This is a genomic window from Kitasatospora sp. NPDC034533 (assembly GCF_055575155.1).
The window spans coordinates 1-23,042 of the sequence record NZ_JBVITE010000078.1 but is presented as its reverse complement, the minus strand read 5'-3'; the positions used below and the strand labels follow the sequence as shown (position 1 = coordinate 23,042).

Annotated in this window: 23 protein-coding genes and 3 pseudogenes; 13 read left to right on the top strand and 13 right to left on the bottom strand. The window is 73.0% G+C overall.

The window, feature by feature from the left end:
- Positions 1-36 precede the first annotated feature (36 nt).
- Positions 37-798 (bottom strand): TetR/AcrR family transcriptional regulator, encoded by a 762-nt coding sequence (locus ACZ55U_RS34540; RefSeq protein ID WP_465532719.1) that lies wholly within the window; start codon positions 796-798, stop codon positions 37-39.
- Positions 799-873: 75 nt separating this feature from the next.
- Here ACZ55U_RS34540 and ACZ55U_RS34535 point away from each other — a divergent pair, with 75 nt between their 5' ends.
- Positions 874-1,833, top strand: coding sequence for an NmrA family NAD(P)-binding protein (locus tag ACZ55U_RS34535; RefSeq protein ID WP_465532717.1), 960 nt, complete (start codon positions 874-876; stop codon positions 1,831-1,833).
- Positions 1,834-1,881: 48 nt separating this feature from the next.
- On the opposite strand, the gene ACZ55U_RS34530 is transcribed toward ACZ55U_RS34535, so the two are convergent.
- Positions 1,882-2,259, bottom strand: a complete 378-nt coding sequence (locus tag ACZ55U_RS34530) for a nuclear transport factor 2 family protein (protein ID WP_465532715.1) — start codon at positions 2,257-2,259, stop codon at positions 1,882-1,884.
- 446 nt (positions 2,260-2,705) lie between these two features.
- Between ACZ55U_RS34530 and ACZ55U_RS34525 the strand changes: the two are divergent.
- A pseudogene (locus ACZ55U_RS34525) lies at positions 2,706-3,192 on the top strand (GNAT family N-acetyltransferase).
- 408 nt (positions 3,193-3,600) lie between these two features.
- Here the strand turns inward: ACZ55U_RS34525 and ACZ55U_RS34520 are convergent.
- The gene (locus ACZ55U_RS34520) at positions 3,601-4,152 is read right to left on the bottom strand and encodes a hypothetical protein (RefSeq protein WP_465532713.1); all 552 of its coding nucleotides are present in this window, start codon (positions 4,150-4,152) and stop codon (positions 3,601-3,603) included.
- Between the two features lie 17 nt (positions 4,153-4,169).
- Positions 4,170-4,598 (bottom strand): ATP-binding protein, encoded by a 429-nt coding sequence (locus ACZ55U_RS34515; RefSeq protein WP_465532711.1) that lies wholly within the window; start codon positions 4,596-4,598, stop codon positions 4,170-4,172.
- A 339-nt stretch (positions 4,599-4,937) separates the two neighbouring features.
- Here ACZ55U_RS34515 and ACZ55U_RS34510 point away from each other — a divergent pair, with 339 nt between their 5' ends.
- The 4 genes from ACZ55U_RS34510 to ACZ55U_RS34495 all read left to right on the top strand — a co-directional run bounded on the left by ACZ55U_RS34510 (position 4,938) and on the right by ACZ55U_RS34495 (position 7,407).
- The gene (locus ACZ55U_RS34510; RefSeq protein WP_465532709.1) at positions 4,938-5,807 is read left to right on the top strand and encodes a helix-turn-helix domain-containing protein; all 870 of its coding nucleotides are present in this window, start codon (positions 4,938-4,940) and stop codon (positions 5,805-5,807) included.
- A 38-nt stretch (positions 5,808-5,845) separates the two neighbouring features.
- Complete coding sequence (locus ACZ55U_RS34505) at positions 5,846-5,980, top strand: DUF397 domain-containing protein (protein ID WP_465532707.1); 135 nt, start codon at positions 5,846-5,848, stop codon at positions 5,978-5,980.
- 155 nt (positions 5,981-6,135) lie between these two features.
- The gene (locus ACZ55U_RS34500; protein WP_465532705.1) at positions 6,136-6,351 is read left to right on the top strand and encodes a DUF397 domain-containing protein; all 216 of its coding nucleotides are present in this window, start codon (positions 6,136-6,138) and stop codon (positions 6,349-6,351) included.
- Positions 6,352-6,543: 192 nt separating this feature from the next.
- Positions 6,544-7,407, top strand: coding sequence for a ribosome-inactivating family protein (locus ACZ55U_RS34495; protein ID WP_465532703.1), 864 nt, complete (start codon positions 6,544-6,546; stop codon positions 7,405-7,407).
- Positions 7,408-7,795: 388 nt separating this feature from the next.
- Here ACZ55U_RS34495 and ACZ55U_RS34490 read toward each other — a convergent pair whose 3' ends face one another.
- Positions 7,796-9,181, bottom strand: a complete 1,386-nt coding sequence (locus ACZ55U_RS34490; RefSeq protein ID WP_465532701.1) for a transcriptional regulator — start codon at positions 9,179-9,181, stop codon at positions 7,796-7,798.
- Between the two features lie 246 nt (positions 9,182-9,427).
- On the opposite strand from ACZ55U_RS34490, the gene tgmA reads away from it, so the two are divergent.
- The 3 genes and pseudogenes from tgmA to ACZ55U_RS34475 all read left to right on the top strand — a co-directional run.
- Positions 9,428-9,691, top strand: coding sequence for a putative ATP-grasp-modified RiPP (tgmA, locus tag ACZ55U_RS34485; protein WP_465532699.1), 264 nt, complete (start codon positions 9,428-9,430; stop codon positions 9,689-9,691).
- Positions 9,691-10,158: pseudogene (locus ACZ55U_RS34480) on the top strand (MvdC/MvdD family ATP grasp protein); the annotation flags it as partial. The gene tgmA and the pseudogene ACZ55U_RS34480, both read left to right, overlap by 1 nt.
- Before the next feature lie 11 nt (positions 10,159-10,169).
- A pseudogene (locus tag ACZ55U_RS34475) lies at positions 10,170-10,745 on the top strand (cytochrome P450); the annotation flags it as partial.
- A gap of 32 nt (positions 10,746-10,777) precedes the next feature.
- Here the strand turns inward: ACZ55U_RS34475 and ACZ55U_RS34470 are convergent.
- The 8 genes from ACZ55U_RS34470 to ACZ55U_RS34435 form a co-directional block, all read right to left on the bottom strand.
- Positions 10,778-11,497: a heparin lyase I family protein gene (locus ACZ55U_RS34470; RefSeq protein ID WP_465532697.1), complete on the bottom strand. Its 720-nt coding sequence runs from the start codon at positions 11,495-11,497 to the stop codon at positions 10,778-10,780.
- Between the two features lie 208 nt (positions 11,498-11,705).
- Positions 11,706-11,972: an acyl carrier protein gene (locus ACZ55U_RS34465; RefSeq protein ID WP_465532695.1), complete on the bottom strand. Its 267-nt coding sequence runs from the start codon at positions 11,970-11,972 to the stop codon at positions 11,706-11,708.
- 37 nt (positions 11,973-12,009) lie between these two features.
- Positions 12,010-13,230 carry a ketosynthase chain-length factor gene (locus tag ACZ55U_RS34460; protein WP_465532693.1) on the bottom strand — a complete coding sequence of 407 codons (1,221 nt, stop codon included), beginning with the start codon at positions 13,228-13,230 and terminating at the stop codon, positions 12,010-12,012.
- Positions 13,227-14,513: a beta-ketoacyl-[acyl-carrier-protein] synthase family protein gene (locus ACZ55U_RS34455; protein WP_465532691.1), complete on the bottom strand. Its 1,287-nt coding sequence runs from the start codon at positions 14,511-14,513 to the stop codon at positions 13,227-13,229. The genes ACZ55U_RS34460 and ACZ55U_RS34455 overlap by 4 nt, the downstream gene beginning before the upstream one ends.
- Positions 14,510-15,538, bottom strand: coding sequence for a methyltransferase (locus ACZ55U_RS34450; protein WP_465532689.1), 1,029 nt, complete (start codon positions 15,536-15,538; stop codon positions 14,510-14,512). Before ACZ55U_RS34450 ends, ACZ55U_RS34455 begins: the two co-directional genes overlap by 4 nt.
- Positions 15,539-15,599: 61 nt before the next feature.
- Positions 15,600-16,376, bottom strand: coding sequence for a cyclase family protein (locus ACZ55U_RS34445; protein ID WP_465532687.1), 777 nt, complete (start codon positions 16,374-16,376; stop codon positions 15,600-15,602).
- 49 nt (positions 16,377-16,425) lie between these two features.
- Positions 16,426-17,163, bottom strand: a complete 738-nt coding sequence (locus tag ACZ55U_RS34440; RefSeq protein ID WP_465532684.1) for an SDR family oxidoreductase — start codon at positions 17,161-17,163, stop codon at positions 16,426-16,428.
- The gene (locus ACZ55U_RS34435; protein ID WP_465532682.1) at positions 17,160-18,812 is read right to left on the bottom strand and encodes an FAD-dependent oxidoreductase; all 1,653 of its coding nucleotides are present in this window, start codon (positions 18,810-18,812) and stop codon (positions 17,160-17,162) included. Before ACZ55U_RS34435 ends, ACZ55U_RS34440 begins: the two co-directional genes overlap by 4 nt.
- Before the next feature lie 159 nt (positions 18,813-18,971).
- On the opposite strand from ACZ55U_RS34435, the gene ACZ55U_RS34430 reads away from it, so the two are divergent.
- From ACZ55U_RS34430 to ACZ55U_RS34415, 4 genes are read left to right on the top strand one after another with little or no spacing between them, the layout of a single operon-like run.
- Positions 18,972-20,594 (top strand): class I adenylate-forming enzyme family protein, encoded by a 1,623-nt coding sequence (locus ACZ55U_RS34430; protein ID WP_465532680.1) that lies wholly within the window; start codon positions 18,972-18,974, stop codon positions 20,592-20,594.
- Between the two features lie 29 nt (positions 20,595-20,623).
- The gene (locus ACZ55U_RS34425; protein ID WP_465532678.1) at positions 20,624-20,923 is read left to right on the top strand and encodes an antibiotic biosynthesis monooxygenase family protein; all 300 of its coding nucleotides are present in this window, start codon (positions 20,624-20,626) and stop codon (positions 20,921-20,923) included.
- A gap of 46 nt (positions 20,924-20,969) precedes the next feature.
- On the top strand, positions 20,970-22,013 hold the full coding sequence (locus ACZ55U_RS34420) for a methyltransferase (protein WP_465532676.1): 1,044 nt from the start codon (positions 20,970-20,972) through the stop codon (positions 22,011-22,013).
- Positions 22,010-22,927, top strand: a complete 918-nt coding sequence (locus ACZ55U_RS34415; RefSeq protein WP_465532674.1) for an SRPBCC family protein — start codon at positions 22,010-22,012, stop codon at positions 22,925-22,927. The genes ACZ55U_RS34420 and ACZ55U_RS34415 overlap by 4 nt, the downstream gene beginning before the upstream one ends.
- The last annotated feature ends 115 nt before the right edge of the window (positions 22,928-23,042 follow it).

Here is a 23,042-nt window from a genome sequence, read left to right as displayed (position 1 = left end):
GCAGGGCCGGCACCCGTGCGCGCCCGCCCCGCCCCCTCACCCGGCCAGGCGCCGGCGGCGGGCCCGCTGACGGCAGGTGGCACCGCAGTAGCGCACCGGGCGGCCGGTGGCCCGGACGGTGAGCGCCGCCCCGCACTCCGCGCAGCCGCTCGCCAGGCCGTCACGAAAGACCGGACGTTCCGTGACGGAACCGGAAGGCCGCAGACCCTCCAGCGCCAACCGCACCAGATCGAGCCCGGCCACCCGGTCACCGCGCGCGCCCAGCATCGACGCGCACCCCACGACGAACGACGCCACGTCCTCGGGGCCGAGGCCGGCCCGCACCCCGCCCGCCCGCTGCGCCGCGCGCAGCAGGGCGGCCAGCACCTGGCGGAACCGCAGCACCGAGGCCGTGAGCACCGGACGCGGCCAACTCGCCTCCGCCGAGACGACCTCGCACACCGGCCCGCGCCGCCCGGACGTCTCCACGACCTCCAGTAGGAACCCGAAGAACGCCTCGGTGGGCGCGAACCGCGCCATCCGCCGCTCACCGGAGGCGACCAGCTCGTCCAGCTGCCGGGCGAACACCGCCTCCAGCAGGGCCTGCTTGCTCGGGAAGTGCCGGTACACGGTGCCCGCGCCGACCCCGGCCCGGCGCGCGATCTCGCCGAGCGGGACGTCGAACCCGTGCTCGGCGAACGCCTCCCCGGCGGCCGACAGCACCTTCGCCCGGTTGCGGCGGGCATCGGCCCGCTCGCCACCACCACCGCCACCACCGCCACCGCCACCGCCGCCGCTACCGCCGGTCACTGACGCCATGTCACGAAACCCCTTGTCCCCCGGAAGCCAACCGGGTTGGAGTATTCCAGATCCCTCGGAAGAGGAAAGGACGACATGACCACCGAACCCACCCGTACCGGCACCGAAACCCGCACCGAAGCCGGCACCGCCGCCGAAGCACCCCGAGGCCTCGTCGCCGTCACCGGCGCCACCGGCAAACAGGGCGGCGCCACCGCACGCCGCCTGCTCGCCGCCGGCCACCCGGTCCGCGCCCTCGTACGCGACCGCACCGCACCCGCCGCCCTCGCCCTCGCCCGCGCCGGAGCCGAACTCGCCCACGCCGACCTCGACGACCCCGCCGGCCTCGAACCCGCCCTGGCCGGCGCCACCGCCCTGTTCGCCGTACCCCCCGTCGCCTACGGCCCGTCGGGCACCGACACCGAACGGGAATTCACCCGAGGCCGCGCCCTGACCGACGCCGCAGCCGCCACCGGAATCCGCCAGGTCGTCTTCACCGGCGTCGCCTCCACCTCCGGCGCGGCCTTCGCCGCACCGGGCAAACGCCGCACCGAGGAGTACCTGCGCGAACGCATCCCGCTCGTCACCGTGCTGCGCCCGGTGCGCTTCATGACCAACTACCTCGGGAACAACGGCCTCGGCCTCGACGGGATCGCCGACGGCGTCCACCGCCACCTCTTCACCCCGGACGACCCCCTCCAGATCATCGCGCTGGAGGACATCGCCGAGTTCGCGGCCCTGGCCTTCGAACAGCCCGACCGCTTCGCCGGACGGACCCTGGAACTGGCCGGCGACGCCCCCACCCCCGTCGAGGCCGCCGCCGCGATCAGCGCCGCGACCGGCATCCCGGTGCGCTACCAGCAGCTCACCCACGACGAAGCCGCCGCACTGAACCCGGAGCTCGCCGAAGTCCGCGCCCAGTGGGCCGCCGGACACCGCTGGCACGCCGACATCGAGGCCCTGCGGGTCATCCACCCCCGACTGCGCACCCTGGCCGACTGGCTCGCCGAAACCGGCGCCGCCGCACTGCGCGCCCAACTCCTCGGCACCCCGTAGCCCCCGCCCTCAGGCCGCCGCCACCGAGGTGGCGGCGGCAGGACGGGCTCAGGAGGCGGACGGCTCGATCTCCCCAGCGAAGACGATGACCTGGTCGATGAGGCTCCGCCGCAGATGGACGACATCCGTTCCCGACAAGCGGGGGCCGCCATCCGGCGTGGTGAAGACCCACTGGTACCGGGCCCACTCGCCAGGCATGTCCACCTCCGAGCAGCGCGCCATCGTGCCGGTCCCCGCCGGGTGGCGGCGGATGTCCAGCACGAACTGCTCGACCGCCGCGATTCCCTCGCTGCGGCCCAGCGGCCCCCAGAAGACCACGTCCGAGGTCAGGGCCCGGGAGAGCAGGGCGACCACATAGCTGTCGTCCGAGGCGTTGAACGCGGAGATGAACGTGTCGATCGCGGAGCGTGCCGTCTCTTCCTGCATCCCCCAGTAATACCAGCCGCCGCGCGTGCGCTCCTCCCGCGAACCGCCTTCCGATCACGGTGGACCAATCCCGGTCACAGTCGCTTCGGCCGTGGACCGTGCGGGGACCCCAGCGCCGAGCCGACGAGCCATGGCAGCGTGTCAGCCCTCGACGCGCCACGCACCAAGCCGGCGGCAGAGCAGCCGGTCCACGGCGGACCACCCGGCTGCGCCCCAGCGGTCCCTCGCCGGAAGTCCGCGGCGCAGGAAGTCGGACCCGCCGACTTCCTGCGCCGCCCGCCCCCTGGGTCAGCTTCCCTGCGCTGCGACGATCTCGCCGAGGGGCGCGCCGGTCTCTCGGGGCGATCCTGTCGGCCGGGGCCGGTCCGAAACCCCTTGGATGGCACGGGGATCGGCTTGCTGCAATGGCAGACGGCCGGGTTGGGGGAGTCGAAGGGGGCGCGGCGATGGCGGAGATCAGGCTGCACCTGTCGGTGCGCGCCCTCACCGAAGCGGACCTGCCGTCCTGCGGTTGGGCCGGCTCCCCGAAGCACGTGCGCGAACTCGTCCACCAGATCCGCCGCGCCGAGGCGGGCGAGATCGACTACCTGGCGGTCTGCACGCCGGTCGGGCTCCCGGTGGCGCTCGGCGGCGTCGACTACACCGTCGAGCCCGGCGCGGGCACGCTCTGGCAGCTCGGCGTCCACCCGGCCCTGCGGTCCTGCGGGATCGGCACGCTGCTGATCCGCTCCGCCGAGCAGCGGATCGGCGCCCGGGGCCTGACCCGCGCCCGACTCGGGGTGGAGGAGAGCAACCCGCGGGCCCGCGCCCTACGAGCGCCTGGGCTACCGGGCCTTCGGCCGCGAGCCCGACGCCTGGGACGTGGAGGCCGAGGACGGCTCGCTGCGGCGGTACGAGACGATGTGCACGCTGATGCGCAAGAACCTGGTGTGACACCGGACCACCCGCCGCTTCGACCCCGACCTCGACGTCACCCTCGACTCGGACGGCGCGCCGAGCGGGCCGGCCGCGCTCGGCCATCGGCCCGCTTCCGCCGCCTTGCCGGCTGGGAGCGGTACACCATCGCCCGCTCACGGGTGCCGCTCGACCGCCGCGCCGGGGAGGCCGGGCGCTGCGCCGCTGGGCGCCCACGCCAACTCGCGCTGCCGATCGGTCGGGAACCACCGCGCCGGCGCTGGGCCCGCCGGCCACCTCAACGCGGCGGCGAGAGCGTCGGATTCTGCTCGACCTGCCCTCCGCCCGGGCGGAGGCGGCTGCCGGGGCTGGATGCCTGGGGGACGAGGACTGCTGCTGTGATGCACAGGAAGTCGGCGGGTCCGACTTCCTGCGCAGGCCCGGGATTCAGGTGCGGGTGGCCTGGGTGCGGCAGTGGGTGAGGGCGTAGGTGATGCGGCGGTCGGACGGGAGGACGGTGGTGAGGAGTTCCCCGGCGGTGACGAGGGTGGACCAGTACAGGGCGGGATCGCCGGTGCGGGGCAGGGGCGTGGCGGCGGTGAGGGAGAGGTAGGCGGCGGTGAGGTTGCCGGTGGTGAACCAGCGCTGGAGGCCGTGGTGGTGGCCGGGGCGGAGGCCGCCGTGGGCGTCGACGGCGGTGGTGAGGTGGGCGACGATGGTGCGCTCGGTGGGGGTGAGTTGCTTGGGGACGTCGAAGACGCCGAGGGCTTCGAGGACTTCGCCGGTGTCGGCTTCGGAGTCGGGTCGGGGGTTGGCGAGGAGGGCGTCGTAGCAGTCGTCGAGGCGGCGGGTGATGTCTTCCGGGGGGATGGCGAGGGCGGCGCAGACGGCCTGGGCGCAGGGCAGGGGCTGGTGGCCGAGGCGGGCGAGGAGGGCGTAGGTGGCGGCGGGGGTGGCGCCACGGGAGAGGGTGTGGCGGGCGAGGGTGACGAGGTGCATGAGGGAGGTCCGGGCTTTCAGGCGGTGGCGGGGATGGGGGTGGGGGCGATGAGCACCCAGACGAACTTGCCGATACCGCCGGCGCGCGGGCAGCAACCCCACCGCTCGGCCAGCTCGTTGACGAGAAGGAGACCGCGTCCGCACTCGTCGTCCGGCCCGGCGGCACGGAGGGACGGTCGGCCGCTCCCGGCGTCGTGGACTTCCAGCCGGAGACGGGAGTTGGCGAGGGAGAAGCGGACCTCGATGTGCCGGTCGTCGGGAGCGGCGGAGTGCCGGACGGCGTTGGCGAAGAGTTCGCACAGGAGGAGTTCGGCGGTGTCGCAGTAGCGGTCGCCGGCGGGCAGCCCGGAGAGGTAGGCCCGGAGCAAGTAGCGGGCGAGCGGCGCGGATTCGACACAGGAGTCGAGGCGCGCGACGAACGGTCGGGGGCGGCGGGGGATGGGCATGGGGGAGTACCTCGGGGTGCGTGTGAACAGGGTGCGCTTGGCGGCGCGTGGGCGGCTGCTGCCGGTTGTATGAGGCCTAGACGACCTGTCACTCGTTCGAGAGCGGCCTTAGTGAAGGTTTCTCTGTGCGACCTTCCGCTCCTACGTTTGACGAAGCCCCTTGCAAATTACGGGAGTTGGAAGTGCTTCAGAGGGTCCAGCGGGGGCTCCATGATGTCTTTGTGGATTGCTCTGTGCATCCGGTGAATCACCGGTTGTAGCCATGATGGCGCTCCGGCCCCTATCATCGGAAGCCGATCTGAAGCTTGAAATCGGTGCTCGGCAAGTAGGTGAAGATCATTGAACCTCAAGGAACTTGATCCAACATCAAGCCCCTGGGCTCCCTTCGGAGTGCAACTTCGCAGGTCACGCAGGGCTGCTGGCCTCACGCAAGCCCAGCTGGCGAAACTCCTGGGAGTCGACCCCTCCTACGTCTCCTACGCCGAACTTGCTCCGCCCGGCCGGACTCCGCCAAGCGAGAAGTTCGCACGTGATGCCGATCGCGTGCTGGAGACGGGCGGAACCCTGCTGCTGATGTGGCTCCAGGCCAAGCACTCGGCCCTGCTAGAAGGGTTCCCCGAGTACGCGAATCAGGAGCAGATTGCCACCGAGATAAGGATCTATGAGGCTGGAGTTATCCCGGGTCTCTTCCAGATCGAGCCCTATGCCCGGGCTCTGGCAGCTGGCGATGTCCGTCGAGGCGCGATCACGCCGCAGCAGGCGGATGAACGAGTGACCTATCTGCTCACGCGGCAGAAACTACTTCACCGTGCTCGGCCGCCGCTGGTACATGCAGTGTTGGACGAGAGTTGCCTTCATCGCCCTATCGGAGGCCCTGAGGTGATGAGGGCGCAGTTCGCTCACTTGGAGGAGATGTATGCCGTCAACAACGTGATCCTTCAAGTTGCACCGTTCGCGCTAGCTGAGGAACGTCCCTTCTCCTTGCCGATGGTGCTCCTGACTCTCCCTGACCAATCCCTCCTGGGGTACTCGGAATCCGAGGGCCGAAGCCACCTTGAGCGGGACACTGATCGGCTCGCCAGTTGGAGAAAACGCTACGATCGGCTCCAGGTGGGAGCGCTGGCCGAAGCGGCGACTCTCGAATGGATGCGCGCTGCTCGGAAAGGGATCCAATGTCCGACATCAACCTGGCCGCCGCCCGTTGGGTGAAGGCGAGCTACAGTCAGCAAGGTGGCAATTGTGTTGAGGTGGCTCCCGACTTCCCTGGTCTGACGCCCGTCCGTGACTCGAAGGACCCCCACGGCCCGGCTCTGATCTTCCCGTCCGAGGCCTGGACGTCCTTCCTCGTCGCCGTCCGCAGCGGCGAGTTCGGCGAGGTCTGAGCCGAAGCCCTGAAACGGCTCCCGGCCTGGGGCGGTTACCAGGGGCCGCTGCACGAGACCGGCTGCCGGGTTCAGACCATGAAGAGTCAGCAGACGCTCGGCTGGGGTTCCCTGGCCGAGCGTTTTGCATAGGTGGGGGAGGGCACGGAAGGGCTATGAGTGCTCTGGAAGTTGATCTATCAGGTGCCCAGTGGTTCAAGTCCTCGTACAGCCAGCAAGGCGGCGACTGCATTGAGGTAGCACTCAGTTCTGCCGATGTGATGCCCGTCCGTGACTCCAAGGACCCCCACGGCCCCGCCCTGGTCTTCCCCGCCGAGGCCTGGGTGTCCTTCCTCGCCGCCCTCCGCAGCGGCGAGTTCGGCGAGGCCTAACCCGCCCGCCCGGCTCTGGCCACCCGGGGACGCTCGGACTGGGCCATCCACCTGCCAACCGACTTCGAACGGCGGCCCCCCGTTGGTGGGCCGCGCGCGGATCGTGCCTGGATGGTGGGACCAGCCGTGGCTGCGGGTGACCGCCGGCAGCCCGGCCCGTACGGCTCCCTCCGCGCCATCGAGGAGACTGCCATGCCTCGTCAGGTCCCGCGCCTACTCGCCCTCGCCCTCACGCTCACCGCCGCCCTCGCCACCTCCGCCACCGCCCCGGCCGCCGCCCACACCACCGCCCCCGCCCCCGAGGCCGTCCGCGCGGCGCCGCACGCCGCCTACCCGGATCCGGTCCTCAACACCGGCACCGCCGGCACCGGCGCGTACCGGGACTTCGTCCAGGCCCTGCGCCTGCGCGCCACCAACGGGCAGGTGTTCTACCAGGGCATCTACCGCACCCGGCCGACGGCCGTGAACGACCTGTTCCCCCTGCACCTGACCGCCGGGACGGGCGCCCGGGTGGATCTCGTCGTACGGGCCAGCAACCTGTACGTCGTCGGCTGGTACCTGCCGGCCACCGACACCTTCTACGCGCTCACCGACACTCCCAAGCCCGTCTACAACCCCACCGGGCGCACCACCACCGTCCCCACCGGCTTCGACGGCAGTTACGTCACCCTGGAGAACAAGGGGACCGTGAAGCGCGACACCGTCTCCCTCAGCCGGGACAGGGTCAACCAGTCCGTCGTCGACCTCGCCGCCCCCACCACCGGGACGCCTCCGAAGCTCGACGTCCCGAAGGCGTGCAACGCGCTCCTGGTCCTCATCCAGGACTCCAGCGAGGCCGCCCGGTTCAGCGGGATCCAGAGCCTGGTCACCAACGGCTGGACGGGCACGGTCGGCAAGCGCCCGTTCATCAAGGCCCTGGAGAACGACTGGGACGGCTTCTCCGGCTGGGCGGTGAAGAAGCACGCCGATCCCAAGACGCCCCCGCACAAGGTCGGCGGCGTCACCGTCTCCACCCTCGCCGACGCTGCGAAGTACCTCGCCATCGTCAAGTCCTGACCTCCCGCCGAGGCCGCCTTCGGAGCTCCCTCGCCGGACCCGCCGCCCTCCGCGACGGCGGATCCGGCGAGGCCTGAGCTGAACCACTGGGAACCGCGGGGCCCGGACTATACACTGCGGTCCGGGCCCCGCGTTCTCTCCTCGCCCGGATGCGCCCGGCTTCTTCGCAGCCAGCGCGTCCTGGGCCGTGCCGCCCGGCCACCGGGCAGCCGGCTGCCCACCGGGGAAGTCGGACCGGTCCGCTTCGACGGCTTGGCCCGTCCTCGCCGGGGCGGCGAGCGCCGGCCATGGGCCCGGGCCGGCGCGAAGCGGCTCGCGGGCGCTGCCGGCCGGGGTCCCAGCGGCTGCCGGTCGTCGTCAACGACCTCTCCGCCGTCCTTGGCGGCGGTCAGTCGGCGGTGGCCGAGCGGATGCGCTCGCGGGCGGAGCGGGCCGCGCTGGACCCAGGTACGGCCGCGAGTTCTTCGTCGAGTTCCTGAAGGCGGTCGGTGATGCGGGTGGAGTCGACCCGGCCGAACAGGTGCAGGGCGGCCGAGGTCGCGCCGTCCGCGCCGTCGAGGTCCCGCGCTCGGGTGTACGCCCGTGCCAGGGCGATCTGGTCGAAGGCCCGGCTGCGGGTCCGCTCCGCAGGGCGCAGCGCGGTGCCTGCCTGGATGTCGGTGATCGCACGCCGAGCCCGGTCGGCGTCGTGTTCGGCGGTGATCAGCTCGCACACGCCCACGGTGACCTCGTACTCGGCTCGGTCGAACCACTCCACCCAGGTGGGGACTTCGGCGTCGGAGTCGAGGGCGTGTTCGGCGACCGCGATGGACCGCTCGACGGCGGGCAGGTCGCCGAGAGTGGCGTGGCAGCGGGCTTCCAGGGTGGCCAGGACGGCACGCAGCCGGTCGGCGGGACGTTTGCGGGTGCCGTACAGCCCCGCCTGGACGAGGTCGAGCGCATCGGCGGTGCGGCCCAGGTGGTTGGCCTGACGGGCGAGGCAGTTGAGGAGGTGGCCGGCGATTCCCGCGCCTTGGGCGCCTGCTGCTTTGGCGGCTTGGAGGCCGAGCAGGAGGTAGTGCTGGGCTTCGGCGTGGCGCCCGGTGTCGTGGGTCATCCAGCCGGCGACGGAGGCGAGGTCGGCGACGGCGACGAACAGCTCGCGGCCGACCTTGTCGCTGACGCGCCCCTGCTTGGCGAGTTCGGTGACGTCGCGGAGCTGGCCGACGACGGCTCGTCTGCTGAGGCCGCCGCCGTGTGCGTTGTCGAGCACCCGGAAGGCGTCTGTGGTGTCCCTGATGCGCTGGACGTCGGACATGCCGAGGCGCCCCGGGCGGGTGGGGGCGGGGAGTTCGGCGTCCGGCAGGTGGAGCCAGGGCTGCACGGCGGCGAGGAGGCCCGGGCCGACGAGGAGACGGGCGCGGGTGGGGGAGGTGTCGTCGGTCATGGCGTCGCTCCTGGTGGTGTCGATGATCGCTGCGACGACCGCCGCTCCGGACCAGGACGAGGCGATGCCGACGGACGGTCGGCCCGTCATGCCGATGTCGGCGGGTGCGAGGGGGATCTGGGGGTTGCTGAGGCGCCCCAGGGCCGTGGCCAGGTACTCCGGGATGGGTTCGCGTGGTTCCTCGCCCTTGATCCACCGGGGAACGCGGGAACGGTCGGGCCGGATGTCGTTGCGGCCGTGTTCGCGGGCGACCTTGGCGACTTCCCGGACGACTTTCTCATGGCTCGCCCCGGTGCTGGTGACCCAGTGGGCCAGGGCGTCGTTCGGGCGTCGTCCGGATGCTGGCACCGGAGGCTCCCTCGTGCTGGCGGCCGTGTGCTTCAGGGGCATCAGGGTACGCCCCGCTGCGTCAACCAGGCCTCGCAGGACGGACGTTCGCAGCAAAACACAGCAGTTCGCAGCGGTTCCCGCGGCGCCGGTCCGCACGGGAGTGCAGCGGTCGCGCACCTGTTGTCGCAGCGGCCGGACGCGGTGTCCTGGTGGGGTCGGCACGTCCGACTCATCCGTCGGCCCAGCGCACTCCGAGGAGTTTTCGTGGATGTCACCGAAGCACCGCCCGTCACCGTCACCCGCCCGTGGGGCGCCGGCCGGCTCGCGCCATACCCGGCCTCCGCGCGTCTTCCGTTCGCCACCGTCGGCATCGATCCGGTGACGCAACTCGGCGTCTTCCGCGACCGTGCCGGCCGGGTGGTGGAGATGGGCAAGCACGGCACCAACAGGGGAACCGAGACGAACACCATCACGAACTCGGACTCCCGGAACGACCAGGGCCACGACCAGGACAGCACCGGGGACTGATGACTGTGACCGACGAGAGGCCGGTCCTGGTGGCCACCGAAGCGGTGGACGTCACCGCTGACATGGTGATCACCGAACTCAACCGGCGAAGTGTGCCGGTGGTCAGGTTCGACGCCCGCGACATCGGGGCGGGGATGGCGGTCTCGGCTCGGTTCGGCACCTGCCCGGCCTCCGTGGCCGGGCAGGTGCGTACCCCGTCGAGGACCGCCGACCTGGCCCGCGTGCGATCGGTGTACTGGCGCCGCCCCGTCTGGCCGACGTTCCAGGAAGCCGGTCTGGGCGACGGCGACGCCCGCTTCGCCGCCGCCCAGGTCCGCTACGGCCTCGGGGGCGTCCTCTACGCCCTCGACGGTCCGCTCTGGGTGAACCACCCGCTTCGCGAAGCGGAAGCCGACTACAAACCCGCCCGGCTCGCCACGGCCTCTCGACTCGGCCTCGCCGTGCCGCCCACGATCGTGACCAACGACCTGGACGAACCTTCGTCAACGACCCCGGCCCGGACGGCGGCTTCACTCCGCAGGAGCTGATGGCCACCGCCGTCCTGCTGCTCATCGCCGGGCACGAGACGACCGTCAACCTGATCACCAACAGCGCGCTCACCCTGCTGCGCCACCCCGACGCCCTCCAACTGGTGCGCGAGCGGCCCGAGTTGATGCCCGGCATGGTGGAGGAGGTGCTGCGCTACGAGCCCCCGGTCCAGTTGCTGCCGCAGCGCACCGCGCTGACCGACGTCGAGGTCGCCGGCGTCACCATCCCCAAGGGCGAGCCGCTGGTCCTGGTGCTCGCCTCCGGCAACCGGGACCCCCGGCGCTTCCGCGACCCGGACCGCTTCGACCCGGCCCGGCAGGACAACCGGCACCTCGGCTTCGGCGGCGGCGTGCACAGCTGCTTCGGCGCGCCGCTCGCCAGGGTCGAGGGGCGGATCGCCCTCACCGCGCTCGTCCGCCGCCTCGAAGGCCCCCGCCTGCTCCAGGACCCGCCCGTGTACCGCCGCAGCCCGATCCTGCGCGGGCCCCGGCACCTGCCGCTGGCGATCTCCGGCATCGCGGACTGAACACGGGCCGAGGACACCTCCTGCGGCCGCCCCTACGAGCCCGCGGTGGCCGCCTCCAGCGTCGTGGCCATCACCGGGCTGGTGAAGGTGTTCGTCGCGTCCCCCGTGGACTGGTGGTACGAGCCCCACTTCAGGTAGTTGCGGTCGCCGTCCCAGGTGGTGCCCGTGAAGGTGCCCGAGCCGGTGGTGAACGTCTGCTTCACGCCGTCGAACCAGAAGTCGATGGTCCCGTCCGTGCGCCCCAGGCGGATCTTGAGCGCGTAGGAGTGCCACGTGTTGTTGGCCGTCTGCGCCGTCCACAGGGAGTGCGACACGTGGTTGACGTCCCACTCCTGGAGGCGCACGCGCCCGTTCGTGATGTCGATCTCGATCGGGTGGTTGGCCGTGTCGGTGCTCGGCGAGCACTTCAGCTGGAACACGTACCGGCTGTTGGTGTCCTTGACGTCCACCTTGGACGACCAGCCCAGGTAGAACGTGTCGCCCTCCTTCAGGTCCGGGCTGAGCGTCTCGCAGCGCTCCTCCCCGGCCGCCTGGAAGGCCCGCCACACGTCGCCCTTGACGGAGTCCTTGACGACGCCGAAGTTGCCGGCCGCGCACTGGACCGACTTGAACGAGGACGGGCCCGCGCTGGTGCTCGGCGTCCACAGGACCTGGCCGGCCGCGCTGCTGGGCGTCACCCCGGCGCAGGTGAGGGCGAGGGTGCCGAGGGCGACGGCGGCGGCGGCCTTGCGGCGGGGGGTCAGGACGGACATGCCTCTCCCAGGGGGATGAGTGGCCGATGCGGGCGGCAGTGATTCGACCACCAACCGGCCCGCCCGGGGAAGACGGAGCGGCCGGCGGAAGATCCTTTTCGGACACTTCCGCCGGCCGCCCCTTCGACCTGAACCCGGACCGGGCCCCGTCCGTTACGGCGCCCTCGGAACCGGTGCCCGCGGCGGCCGGCCATGGCAGCGGAACGGGTCAGGGCGCACCCGCCCGTCCCCGCTCGTTGACCGCCTGCACCAGGGCCCGCGGTGTCGTGGCCTCGCCGATCACCGAGTCGGCCAGGGTGATCCCGTAGTCCTGCTCGATCCTGGCCACGGCCTCCAGCAGGTTCAGCGAGTCATAGCCCAGATCCGTGAACTCCCGGTCCAGGGCGTCCGCGTCCAACGTGCCGTCGGTGACGGCCCCGGCGGCGGAGCTCAGGACGCTTGCCAGGTCGTCGAGGGTGAATTGCTGCTCGGGCATGACGCTCCCATCTCGGCGTGTGTCGTGGGGTGTGGTCTCACGGCCCGTCGGCGGCCCGGATCACCAGGGCGGCGTTGAAACCGCCGTGGCCGCGGGCGATGACGAGCGCGGTGCGCACGGGTGTGCTGCGCGGGACGTCGGTCACCAGGTCGAGCCCGAGGGCGGGGTCCGCACAGACATTCGTCGTCGGCGGGACGATGCCGTCCCGGATGGCCAGCAGCGCGGTGGCCACGTCCAGCGGAGCGCCCCCGGAGTTGAGCCGTCCGGTCATCGTCTTCGGCACGGTGACCGGCACCGCGTGCGGGCCGAACACGGCCCGAAGGGCGTGTGCCTCCGCCCGGTCGAGGTCGGGTATGGCCGCACCGTCCGCGAACACGACGTCGACGTCCCCGGGTTCCGCGTCCGCGTCGGCGAGGGCCACCCGGACCGCTCGTTCCAGGGTCGGCGGGCGCCCGCTGCCGGGCGGCGGGTCGAAGGTGGCTCCGTAACCGGCGATCAGGCCGTAGAGGCGGGTTCCGCGGGCGCGGGCCGTGTCGGCGTCCTCCAGGACGAGGAGTGCGCCGCCCTCCCCGGGCACGTGGCCCCGGGCGGCCGGGTCGAACGGCAGGTACGCCCGATCCGGCTGCGTGGCGGTGCTCATCCGCCGGCTGGTGAGCTGGGCGGTCCAGCCCCAGGGGCACAGCGATGCGTCCACCGCGCCGGAGACGACGAGCCGGCTGCCCCGGCGGATGTGCCGCCGGGCCTGGGCCAGCGCGTCGAGGCCGCCGGCCTGGTCGCTCACCACCACGCCGCTGGGTCCCTTGAGCCCGTGTCGGATCGAGATCTGGCCGGTGTTGACGGCGTAGAACCAGGCGAAGGACTGGTACGCGCTGACGTACCGGCTGCCCTTGCTCCACAGCTTGCGCAGCTCGTCCTGGCCGAACTCGAACCCTCCGCACGAGCTCGCCGTCACCACGCCCGCCTCGTACGGCGCCAACGTGTGCGGCGGTATCCCGGCGTCGTCCAACGCCCACTGGGCGGCCGCCAGGGCGATCCGCGTCATGCGGTCGGTCTGCACCAGCAACCGGGCCGGGAGGTGCTCCTCGGCCAGGAACCCGGTGATCTCACCAGCGAGCCGGGCCGGGTAGCCGCTCGCGTCGAAGCGGGTGACCGGGCCGATGCCGCTCTTGCCGACCAGGGCCGCCGCCCAGTAGTCGGCGACGCCCAGGCCGTTGGGTGCCGCGACCCCGAGCCCGGTGACGGCGACGGAGGCCGTCATGGCCGCCTCCGGCCCGGCCGGGTCAGCACCATCGCGCTCTGGAAGCCGCCGAAGCCGCTGCCGACGCTGAGCACCGTGTCGGTGCGCCAGTCCCGGGCGGCGAGCGGGACGTAGTCCAGGTCGCACTCCGGGTCGGGGGCGTGCAGGTTCGCGGTCGGCGGCACCACGTGGTGCTCCATGGCCAGCACCGAGGCGGCGATCTCGATGGAACCGATCGCGCCGAGGGAGTGCCCGACCATCGACTTGATGGAACTGACCGGGACGCGGTAGGCGTGCGCGCCCAGGGCGCGCTTGAAGGCGGCCGTCTCATGCCGGTCGTTCTGCCGGGTGCCGGAGCCATGTGCGTTGACGTAGTCGACGTCGTCGGGGCCGATCCGGGCCTGGTCCAGCGCGTGGGTGATCGCCTCGGCCATCTCGGCGCCGTCCGGGCGCAGCCCGGTCATGTGGAAGGCGTTGCAGCGGGAGGCGAAGCCGGCGATCTCGGCGCGGATCCGGGCACCGCGCCGCAGCGCGCCCTGGAGCTCCTCCAGCACGAAGACCGCCGCCCCCTCTCCCAGCACGAAGCCGTTGCGGGTGGCGTCGAAGGGCCGGGAAGCGTGCTCGGGTTCGTCCTCCCGGGGCGTGGTCGCCTTGATGGCGTCGAAGCAGGCCAGGGTGATGGGCGAGATCGGAGCGTCGGTGGCCCCGGCGATCATCACGTCCGCCGATCCCTCGCGGATCAGTTCCGCCGCGTACCCGACGGCGTCCAGGCCCGAGGTACAGCCGGTGGATACCACGGTCGCCGGGCCCTCGGCACCCGCCTGCCAGGCCACTTCGGCGGCGAAGGAGCTCGGGACGAAGTGCTGGTAGAGGTGCGGGGACGCGTAGGCGTGGTCGGTCAGCTCCAGCCGGCCCCCGTCGCTGACCACCCGGTACTCCTGGTCGAGGCTCATGGTCGCGCCGACCGCGCTGCCCACGCTCACCCCCGTGCGGCCCGGGTCCCCGCCCGCGCGCGGCAGCCCGCTGTCGGCCAGCGCCTCGCGCGCGGCGACCACGGCGAACTGCGCGGCCCGGTCCATCCGCCGGACCTCCTGCGGGCCGAGACCGTGCTGCCACGGGTCGAAGTCGATCTCCGCGGCCACCCGGGAGCGGAACGGCGACGGGTCGAAGGAGGTGATCCGCCGGGTCGCCGTACGGCCTTCCGAGAGCAGGCTCCAGAACTCCTCCGCCCCGGTGCCGCCGGGCGCCAGCACCCCGAGCCCGGTGATGACGACGCGACGGTCGGCCGGATCGGCGGGCCTCATGCCTTCTCCGCAAGGAACACCGTGTGCTGCGCCCGGGGACCGGTGTACATCCGGGTGCCGCCGAAGCCGCTCGCCGCCAGCATCCGCTCGTACGCCTGGACGGAGTGCGTCTCACCGTCGTGCGTCTGCGCCAGCATGCTGACCGAGAACAGGAAGGGCATCGGGTTGCGGGCCGGGTCCTCGCCCTCGTGGAAGGTGTGGCCGACCACCGCGATCCGCCCGCCTGGCTGAAGGGCCCCGGACAGCCGGGTGAGCAGCCGTACGGCGCTCTCCTCGGCGAAGTGGTGCAGCACGTTGGTGACCAGTACGAGGTCGTACGGCCCGCCCAGCGGCACCGTGAACATGTCGCCCGGGATCAGGCTCAGCCGGTCCGCGAGCCCGTGGCGTTCGGCGTTGCGCCGGGTGTGCGGCAGGACGTTGGGCCAGTCCAAGGCCCAGATCCTCGCTCGCGGCTCGCGGCGGGCGAGGGCGAAGCCGTAGTTGCCGTGGCTGGCGGCGACGTCCAGGACGTCGACGGTCTCCCGCTCCCGGGCCCAGGGCGCCAGCTGGTCGGCGAGGACCTCGGCGGCGCCGTTGTTGAACCAGGTGGTGTGCTCGGCGAAGTCCTCCCAGTAGTCGAGTTCCGGGGTCAGGTAGTGCTCGGTGAGGACGGTGCCGCCCTTGCGGACCGCGTCGGCCAGCCGGGCCTGCGCGCCCCACTCCCAGTCGCTGGCGCCCAGGCGCACCGCGCCGCCGAAGTAGTGCTCGCCGGAGGGCAGCAGGTGCTCGCGTCCGCCGGGCGGCAGCGTGTAGCGGTCGGCGTCCTTGCGCAGCAAGCCGATGGCTGTCAGGGCGTCGAGGACGATGCGCAGGGCCCGTGGGTCCACCGAGCGGGCGGCGGCGAGGCCGTCGGCGTCGGCGCCGTCCTCGCCGACGCCCTCGAACAGGCGCAGCTCCATGGCGGTGCGCAGCAGGGCGGTCTTGAGGTAGCCGCGGGAGATCTCGTGCAGGACCTGTTTGGTCAGTGGGCCGTTGGTCGGGTTCATGGGGTCCTCTCGGGGTGCGGGGACGGTGTGCCCCGGTGCGGGTGGGTAGGGTCTCAGGCGCTCAGGCGTCCGGCAGGAGTGCGGCGGCCCTGGTCCAGCCCGCGCCGGCGTCGGCGATCTTCACCGGGAGGCAGAGCACGGTGAAGCCGGTGGGGGTGGGCAGGGCATCCAGGTTGGCGAGGCGTTCGATCTGGCAGTACTCGCGCCGGCGGCCGGCGACGTGCGCGGGCCAGAGCGCGCTCTGGTCGCCAGTGCGCCGGTAGGTGTCGATCATGTGCCCGAACGGCGCGTCCAGGCTGAAGGCGTCGGTGCCGATGACGCGCACGCCCAGGTCGAGGAGCAACTCGGTGGCGGGTCCGTCCAGGCCGGCGAAGTCGGTGAAGTACTCGGGGCGCCCGGCGCGGCGGTCGGCGCCGGTGCGCAGGAGGACGATCTCGCCAGGCCGGGGGCGGTGCCCGATCTCGGCGAAGGCCTGTTCGAGCCGGTCGGCCCCGATGGTGCCGGTCGGTGCGTCGGAGACGTCCAGGCGGACGCCGTCGCCGACGAACCAGTCCAGCGGCATCTGGTCGATGTGCCGGGGGGTGCCGTACGCGGCCGTGCTGCCGTAGTGCGAGGGGGCGTCGACGTGGGTGCCGGTGTGGCTGGTGAGGGTGAGGGTGTCGAGGGAGAGTAGTTCCCCGTCGGGCAGGTGGGCCGGGTCGAACTCGGTGCCGAAGGCCGCGGCCATGGCGGCGGCCATGTGCTTGCCGCCTTCGGCGGGGGACATGATCTCGTGTCGGACGGGATCCGGTTCCCAGCCGGAGGCGTCCACGGCGGTGGACAGGTCGATGATGCGCATGGGGGCGCCCCCTGTTCGGTCGGTGTTCGGATGCGGTGGCGGGCAGAGGTCAGGCCAGGAGGCTGAGGCCGCCGTCGACGGTGATCACCTGGCCGTGCAGCGCGCCCGCCTGCGGGTGGCACAGCAGGCTGACCGCGTCGGCCAGCTCCTCGCGGGTGGTCAGGCGGCCCACGGGGGTACGGGCGGCGATCCGCGGGCCGACGGGATCGGTGGCGGCCGTGGCGCCCTCGTCGAGCTTGCCGCCCGCGACCGCGTTGACGGCGATCCCGCGGGGGGCGAGCTCGACGGCGAGGTGGCGCACGAGGTGTTCCAGGGCCGCCTTGGCAATGCCGAGGCTGACGTAGCCGGGGATCACGGATCTGCCTCCGGTGCTCGAGACGACGACGATCCGGCCCGCGGTGGCCGTCAGGAGCCCGGCCAGCGGCGTGATGGCGTGGAGGAACGGGCCCAGGGCGACGGCCATGTCCTGCGCGCAGGCGACGGGGTCGAGGTTGTGGGCGGGCATGGGGTGGAAGGCGGCCGCGTTGTGGATGAAGAAGTCCAGCCGGCCGTGTTCGCGGCCGGTCCCCTCGATCAGTGGGACGATCTCGTCGGGGCGGGTGACGTCCGCGCGCACGGCGGTGACGCCCTGCGGCAGTGACGGGGCCGGTTCATCCCGCAGGTGGCAGGCGACGACCCGGCAGCCCGACTCCCGTAGCTTGAGCGCGATCACCCGGCCCAGGCCCCGGGTGCCGCCGGTGACCAGGGCGACCTTGCCGTCCAGGGGCCGGTGGTGGCGCGCCGTCATCGGGGCGCCCGTTCGGGCAGGACGCGGGTGCCGCCCGGCAGGAGATGGAAGGAGGCCAGCCGGGCGCCCAGGGCATCGGCACTGGAGAGCCTGCCGCGGGCGGCGAGGTATCCGTCGGGCCGGATCAGCAGGTACTCGCCAGCCTGCGCGCCGAGCCCGGCGCGCAGGGAGCCGTCGGGGTCGGGGAGCGGGCCGGGGCCGTCGGGGTGCACCGTGCGCACGGACAGCACGCTGCGGAAGTCGTCCTGGACCCGGGTCAGTGCCCGGCCGGACGGCGCCGATCCGTCGCCGAACGCGAGCAACAGCCAGCGGGGGTCGGTCAGTTCGGCGCACAGGGCCTGCCAGCCGGGCGAGGTGCGCGCCGTCCCGGCTGAGCAGGCCACCCGGTCGCCCGGACGGGGCAGGACGTCCCGCCTCGCGGCGTCGGGCGGTGTGCGGCCGGTGAGCGGGCTGTCGCGGTAGTGCAGGGCGAGGCCCGACATGCCGCGCAGGATCTTGCGTTCGACGCGGCGGCGCAGCGGCGTCACCGTGCGCAGGACGCCCAGGCCGAGCGGGAGCAGGACCGGAGCGGCGGCGTTGCGCAGGGCGATCAGCGCGGTCGCGGTGCGGGTCGAGTCCAGCAGCGCGGCTCCGACGGGTACGCGCTCGGCGCCGTAGCTGTCGAGGAGTTCCTCCCGGGCCTCGCCGCGCACCACCTGAGCGAGTTTCCAGCCCAGGTTGTAGGCGTCCTGGACACCGGTGTTGAGGCCCTGCCCGGAGGCGGGGCTGTGGACGTGGGCGGCGTCGCCGGCGACGAAGCAGCGTCCGGCGCGCATGGACTTCACCATCCGCTGCTGGATGGTGAAGACCGACACCCAACTGGGGGGTGAGACCTTGACGGTGCGGCCCAGGGCCTGGCCGATCTTCGCGGCGAACCGTTCGGCGACGGCGTGTGGGTCCTCGCGGCCGTCGGTGTCGGCGGTGTCGAGCAGGCGCCACTTGCCGGGTGCGGCGAACGGCACGAGCAGGACGGTGCCCCGGCCGGTGTGCAGCCAGTGCAGGCTGTCCTTGGGCAGGTCCACGTCCAGGACGGCGTCGGCGACGAGCCACGTCTCGGTGGACTCGCCGAGCAGGGGGATGCCGAGGCGGCTGCGGACGAAGCTGTGGGCTCCGTCGGCGCCGACCAGCCAGGGCACGGCGAGCTCCTCGGTCCGCCCGTCCCGGTGCCGCAGGCGCACCCCGACCGCGCCGCCTCCCTGCGGCTGGTCCAGTCCGGTGGCCTCGGTGTCCCATTCGACGTCCACGCCGAGTTCGGCCAGGTGGGTCCGTAGCACTTCCTCGGTGCTGACCTGGTCGACCTGGAGGGTGAAGGGGAAGCGGGTGGGCAACTGCGAGTAGTCGGTGCCGAGCCGGGCGAGCATCCGCCCGCCCCGGTGCATCGAGAAGTGGCCGACGCGCAGCCCCCGGGGCAGCAGGTCCGCCAGTGTCCCCATCTGGTCGTAGATCTCCAGGGTCCGGGCGTGGGTCGCGGTGGCCCGGCTGGTGGTGGCGGGGCCGTCGGCGCCGTCCACGACGCGTACGCCGACGCCTCTGCGGCGCAGCTCGTAGGCGACGGTGAGGCCGACGGGACCAGCGCCGACGACGAGAACTTCCGTGGTGTCCGTGTCCAACTGGATTCCTCCCGGCCCAGGTGTTTCCACCAGCCTCGCCGCGGCCGCTGAACCGCTGGTCCAGCCTCGGTGCAGCCGTCGGCCCCCGGCCCGCAGCGGCGTTCCAGCGCCGGGCCCCAGGGTGGGGGGCGGCAACGACGGCTAGCGGAAGGGACGCACATGGCATCGGGTCGCCCGTACGACGCCGAGGATGCGGCAACCACCGGGTCCGCCGGAGACCGGGTCTTCACCGGCCCCCCGCTCAAGACGCTCGGCGGGCTGCTGGGCGGGCCCCGCCTGGACGACCTGCTCGCCCGGGCCGCGCGCACGGCCCCCGACCGGCCGGCCCTGCGCTCTTCCGAGGGCGAGCTGACCTACCGGGGCCTGGACTCCCGGGTGAGCGCGCTGGCCGCGGCGCTGCGCGCGCACACGGGCGGGCCCGGCGAGACGATCGCGCTGACCAACCGGCTGGACCTCGCCTTCCCGATCGCGTACTACGCGGTCTCGCGCTCCGGGAACGTCGGCGTGCTGGTCAACTCGCTGCTGCCGGACGAGCGCCTGGTGCGGCAGCTGCGGATCTCCCGGGCGCGCACCGCAGTGGTCACGCCGCAGGTCGCGCAGCGGCTGTCGGCGCTGCGCGAGCGGCTCCCGGACCTGCGCGCCCTGGTCCTCACCCACCGGGAGACGGGGGCCGAGGACGCGCCCACCCTGGAGGAGCTGATGCAGCGTCACCCGTCGGGCTTCTCGTGCGGCCTGGCGGACGAGGACGCGCTGGCCTGGCTCCAATTCACCAGCGGCACCACCGGCCCGGCCAAGGCCGTACGGCTCAGCCATCGCAACCTGACCGTCAACGCCGCGCAGACGGCGCACGCGCACCGGCTGTCGGAGGACGCGGTGCTCTTCGACCACCTGCCGGTCTTCCATCCGATGCACCTAAACGCCGCAGTCACCGCGACCGCGACCCTGGTGCTGCACCCGGGCCAGGACGGGGTGGAGGCGCTGCGGGCCGCGGCCCGCTCGGGTGCGACCCACTACTACAGCCTGCCGGTGCGCCTGGCCCGGCTGGCCGCAGACCCCCGGCTGCCGGAGGTGTCGGTGCCCGGCCTGCGGGCGGTGCTCTCCGGCGGCTCGGAGCTGTCCGCGCGGGCGGCGGACCTGCTGGCCGAACGGCTGGGGACGCCGGTGATCCAGGGGTACGGGCTGGCCGAGGCCTCCCCGTCGACCCACCTCGGCGACCCGGACCGTCCCCGGCCCGGTTCGTGCGGGGTGCTCACGGCCGGCACCGACTGCCGGATCGTCGACCTCGACACCGGGGCCGCGCTGGCGCGCGGGGCCACCGGCGAGATCCAGGTGCGCGGCCCGCAGCTGATGCTGGGCTACCTGGGCCGCGAGCGCGGCGAGGACATAGGCCCCGATGGCTGGTTCGCCACTGGTGACGTCGGCCGCGTCGACGACGAGGGCTTCCTGTTCGTCGTCGGCCGCATCAAGGACGTGTTCAAGCACGACAACTGGCTGGTCGCGCCCGGCGACATCGAGAACGTGCTGAACGCCCACCCGGCCGTCGCCGACTGCGTGGTGCTGGACCGCCCCGACGAACTGCACGGAGCCGTCGCCCACGCCTTCGTGGTCGCGCGCACCCAGGTCGAGGAGGGGGCCCTGACCGCGTACGTCAACGCACGGCTGCCCTACTACGAGCATCTGCACGGCGTGTCGTTCGTGTCTGAGATCCCCCGGTCGGCGACCGGGAAGGTCCCGCGCCACGAGCTGCGCGCACGGCTGGCCGACTTTTCGTCCACGCCCTGACGATCCGTCACATCAGAGAGGAGACAGTCATGTTCCACTTCATCAACAGGTTCACCGTGACCGGGGACACCGAGGAGTTCGAGCGGGTCCTGGGCGAACTCAACGCCTACATGTCGGCCCGGCCGGGCTTTCGGCGGCACCGCCTGTACCGCTCGGCCAAGGAGCCGAACGTCTACGTGGAGACGGCCGAGTGGGAGAGCGCCGAACTGCACCAGGAGGCGCTGCGCGGCGAGGGCTTCCTCGCCGGCGTCAAGAAGATCATGGCGCACGCCCGCGCGGAGCCGGCCCCCTTCACCGTCGTCCGGGAGAACAGCGTGGCCGGATTGTGACGGCCCCGCGTACCCCCTTCCCGTCCTACCGCGAGAGGTGCTCGTGATGAAGCCGACCGGTCAGAGAGCGGTCCCCGCCGTACCCGAGGCCGTACGGGAGCTGCGCGAACTGATCCTCGCCGCCGCCTGGCCCGCCGCGGTGCGTGCCGCCGCCCGGCTGGGCGTCGCCGACGCGCTCGGCGACACGCCCGCCACCGCCGAACAGCTCGCCCGGCGCACCGGAACCGACCCGCAGGCGCTGCGGCGGCTGCTGCGTGCCCTGGCGCAGCGGGGCGTCTTCGTGGCGGAGGAGGACGGGAGCTATTCGCACAGCGCCACCTCGCGGCTGCTGCGCGAGGGCACCCCGCGCAGCCTGCGGCACATGGCGATGTGGGCGACCGAGCCGTGGACCTGGGAGGTGTGGCCCCGGCTGGAGGAGGCGGTCCGCTCCGGCGCGGACGTCTTCCACGCCCTGCACGGCAAGGACTTCTTCGCCTATCTACACGAGGACGCGCCGGACTCCGCGCGGGTGTTCGACCTGGCGATGACGCAGGCCAGCACGCTGTCGGCGCTCCAGCTGCCGGCGGTGCTGGACCTGACCGGGGTGGACACGCTGGTCGACGTGGCGGGCGGGCAGGGCCTGACGCTGGCCGCGCTGCTGGAGAGCAGCCACGGCGTGCGGGGCGTGCTGTTCGACCTGCCGTCCGTCGTCGCCGACCCGGATCCGCGGCTGACCGGCGACGGCCCGCTGGCCGGGCGCTGCGAGCTGGTCGCGGGCGACTGCCGCGTCGACGTGCCGGTCGAGGCGGATCTCTATCTGCTCAAGAACGTCCTCGAATGGGACGACGACTCGACGGTGGCCACCTTGCGCAACGTCGCCCGGCACGCCCGCCCCGGCGCCCGGGTGGTGATCGTGGAGAACCTGGTCGACGCCGGCGCCGAGGCCGGCTTCACCTCGGCGATGGACCTGCTCCTGCTGCTCAACGTGGGTGGCAAGAAGCACACCAGGGCCGACCTGCTGGCGCTCGTCGAGCGGGCGGGCCTGGCGGTGGAAGAGGTCCGGCCGGTGAACGCCTACCTGCACATGATCGTCTCCAGGGTGGCCCGGTGACCGGCGCACCGCGCACCGGGCGGGCCGTCGCCGAGGCGGCCGTCGCGGCGCCGGCCGCCACCGTCTACGCGCTGTTGACCGGCCTGGAGACCTGGCCCCGGCTGTTCCCGTGGATCCTGCACACCGAGCCGCTCGAACGGCGGGGGCCGGAGGACGTGGTGCGCTACTGGGGCATCACCGACCAGGAGACCATCCGCACCTGGGTGTCGCGCCGGCGCCTGGATCCGGGGGCGCTGCGCATGGAGTTCGAACAGCAGGGCGCCGTCGGCGAGGTGGCCCGGCTCGGCGGCTCGTGGTCGTTCGACGCCGGACCGGACGGTGGGACGAGGGTCGAGGCCGTCCACGAGTTCGAGCTGGCCGAGGACGCACCGGTGGGCCTCGGCGACATGGCCGAAGTGTTCCACGGCCGGACCCGGGCCCAGATGGCCCGGCTCGCCGAGTGCGCCGAGAACCTGGCCGAACTGGACCGCCGGACGCTGTCCTTCCGCGCCACCCTGTCGGTCGCGGCCGATCCGGGCGAGGTCTACCGGGTGCTGGCCGACCCGGGGCGTCGGCCGGACCTGGCTCCCGGAGCCGTCCGGGCCCGCGCCGGAGAGGGGGCGCCCGGCGTGCACTTCCTGGAGTTCGCCGAGACCGACGCGGACGGGCGGCCGCGCACCGGACGGGCGGCGCGGCTGGTGCTGGCGCCCCGCAAGGTCGTCTTCAAGTCCCTGACCCCGCCGACCGGACTCGTCCAGCACACCGGCCACTGGGCGGTCGCGCCCTCGCCCCAGGGGTCCACGGTCACGACCACCCGGACCGTGGTCCTCGACCCCGACAGCCCGGCCTGCCCGGAGCAGGTGCACCGGCACCTGGTGGAGGGGCCGCTGACGGCCCTGCGGACCCTGGGCGCGCTCGCACCGCCGACCCGCTGACGGCATGGCGGACCGGTCCCGGGGGGGGGGGGGGGGGGGGGGGGGGGGGGGGGGGGGGGGGGGGGGGGGGGGGGGGGGGGGGGGGGGGGGGGGGGGGGGGGGGGGGAGGGGGGGG

Bases quoted from the DNA above. Each gene is read 5' to 3' on its own strand.
- ACZ55U_RS34540 (WP_465532719.1), bottom strand. From the start codon at position 798: ATGGCGTCAGTGACCGGCGGTAGCGGCGGCGGTGGCGGTGGCGGTGGT.
- ACZ55U_RS34535 (WP_465532717.1), top strand. From the start codon at position 874: ATGACCACCGAACCCACCCGTACCGGCACCGAAACCCGCACCGAAGCC.
- ACZ55U_RS34530 (WP_465532715.1), bottom strand. From the start codon at position 2,259: ATGCAGGAAGAGACGGCACGCTCCGCGATCGACACGTTCATCTCCGCG.
- ACZ55U_RS34520 (WP_465532713.1), bottom strand. From the start codon at position 4,152: ATGCACCTCGTCACCCTCGCCCGCCACACCCTCTCCCGTGGCGCCACC.
- ACZ55U_RS34515 (WP_465532711.1), bottom strand. From the start codon at position 4,598: ATGCCCATCCCCCGCCGCCCCCGACCGTTCGTCGCGCGCCTCGACTCC.
- ACZ55U_RS34500 (WP_465532705.1), top strand. From the start codon at position 6,136: ATGAGTGCTCTGGAAGTTGATCTATCAGGTGCCCAGTGGTTCAAGTCC.
- ACZ55U_RS34495 (WP_465532703.1), top strand. From the start codon at position 6,544: ATGCCTCGTCAGGTCCCGCGCCTACTCGCCCTCGCCCTCACGCTCACC.
- ACZ55U_RS34470 (WP_465532697.1), bottom strand. From the start codon at position 11,497: ATGTCCGTCCTGACCCCCCGCCGCAAGGCCGCCGCCGCCGTCGCCCTC.
- ACZ55U_RS34465 (WP_465532695.1), bottom strand. From the start codon at position 11,972: ATGCCCGAGCAGCAATTCACCCTCGACGACCTGGCAAGCGTCCTGAGC.
- ACZ55U_RS34460 (WP_465532693.1), bottom strand. From the start codon at position 13,230: ATGACGGCCTCCGTCGCCGTCACCGGGCTCGGGGTCGCGGCACCCAAC.
- ACZ55U_RS34455 (WP_465532691.1), bottom strand. From the start codon at position 14,513: ATGAGGCCCGCCGATCCGGCCGACCGTCGCGTCGTCATCACCGGGCTC.
- ACZ55U_RS34450 (WP_465532689.1), bottom strand. From the start codon at position 15,538: ATGAACCCGACCAACGGCCCACTGACCAAACAGGTCCTGCACGAGATC.
- ACZ55U_RS34445 (WP_465532687.1), bottom strand. From the start codon at position 16,376: ATGCGCATCATCGACCTGTCCACCGCCGTGGACGCCTCCGGCTGGGAA.
- ACZ55U_RS34440 (WP_465532684.1), bottom strand. From the start codon at position 17,163: ATGACGGCGCGCCACCACCGGCCCCTGGACGGCAAGGTCGCCCTGGTC.
- ACZ55U_RS34430 (WP_465532680.1), top strand. From the start codon at position 18,972: ATGGCATCGGGTCGCCCGTACGACGCCGAGGATGCGGCAACCACCGGG.
- ACZ55U_RS34425 (WP_465532678.1), top strand. From the start codon at position 20,624: ATGTTCCACTTCATCAACAGGTTCACCGTGACCGGGGACACCGAGGAG.
- ACZ55U_RS34420 (WP_465532676.1), top strand. From the start codon at position 20,970: ATGAAGCCGACCGGTCAGAGAGCGGTCCCCGCCGTACCCGAGGCCGTA.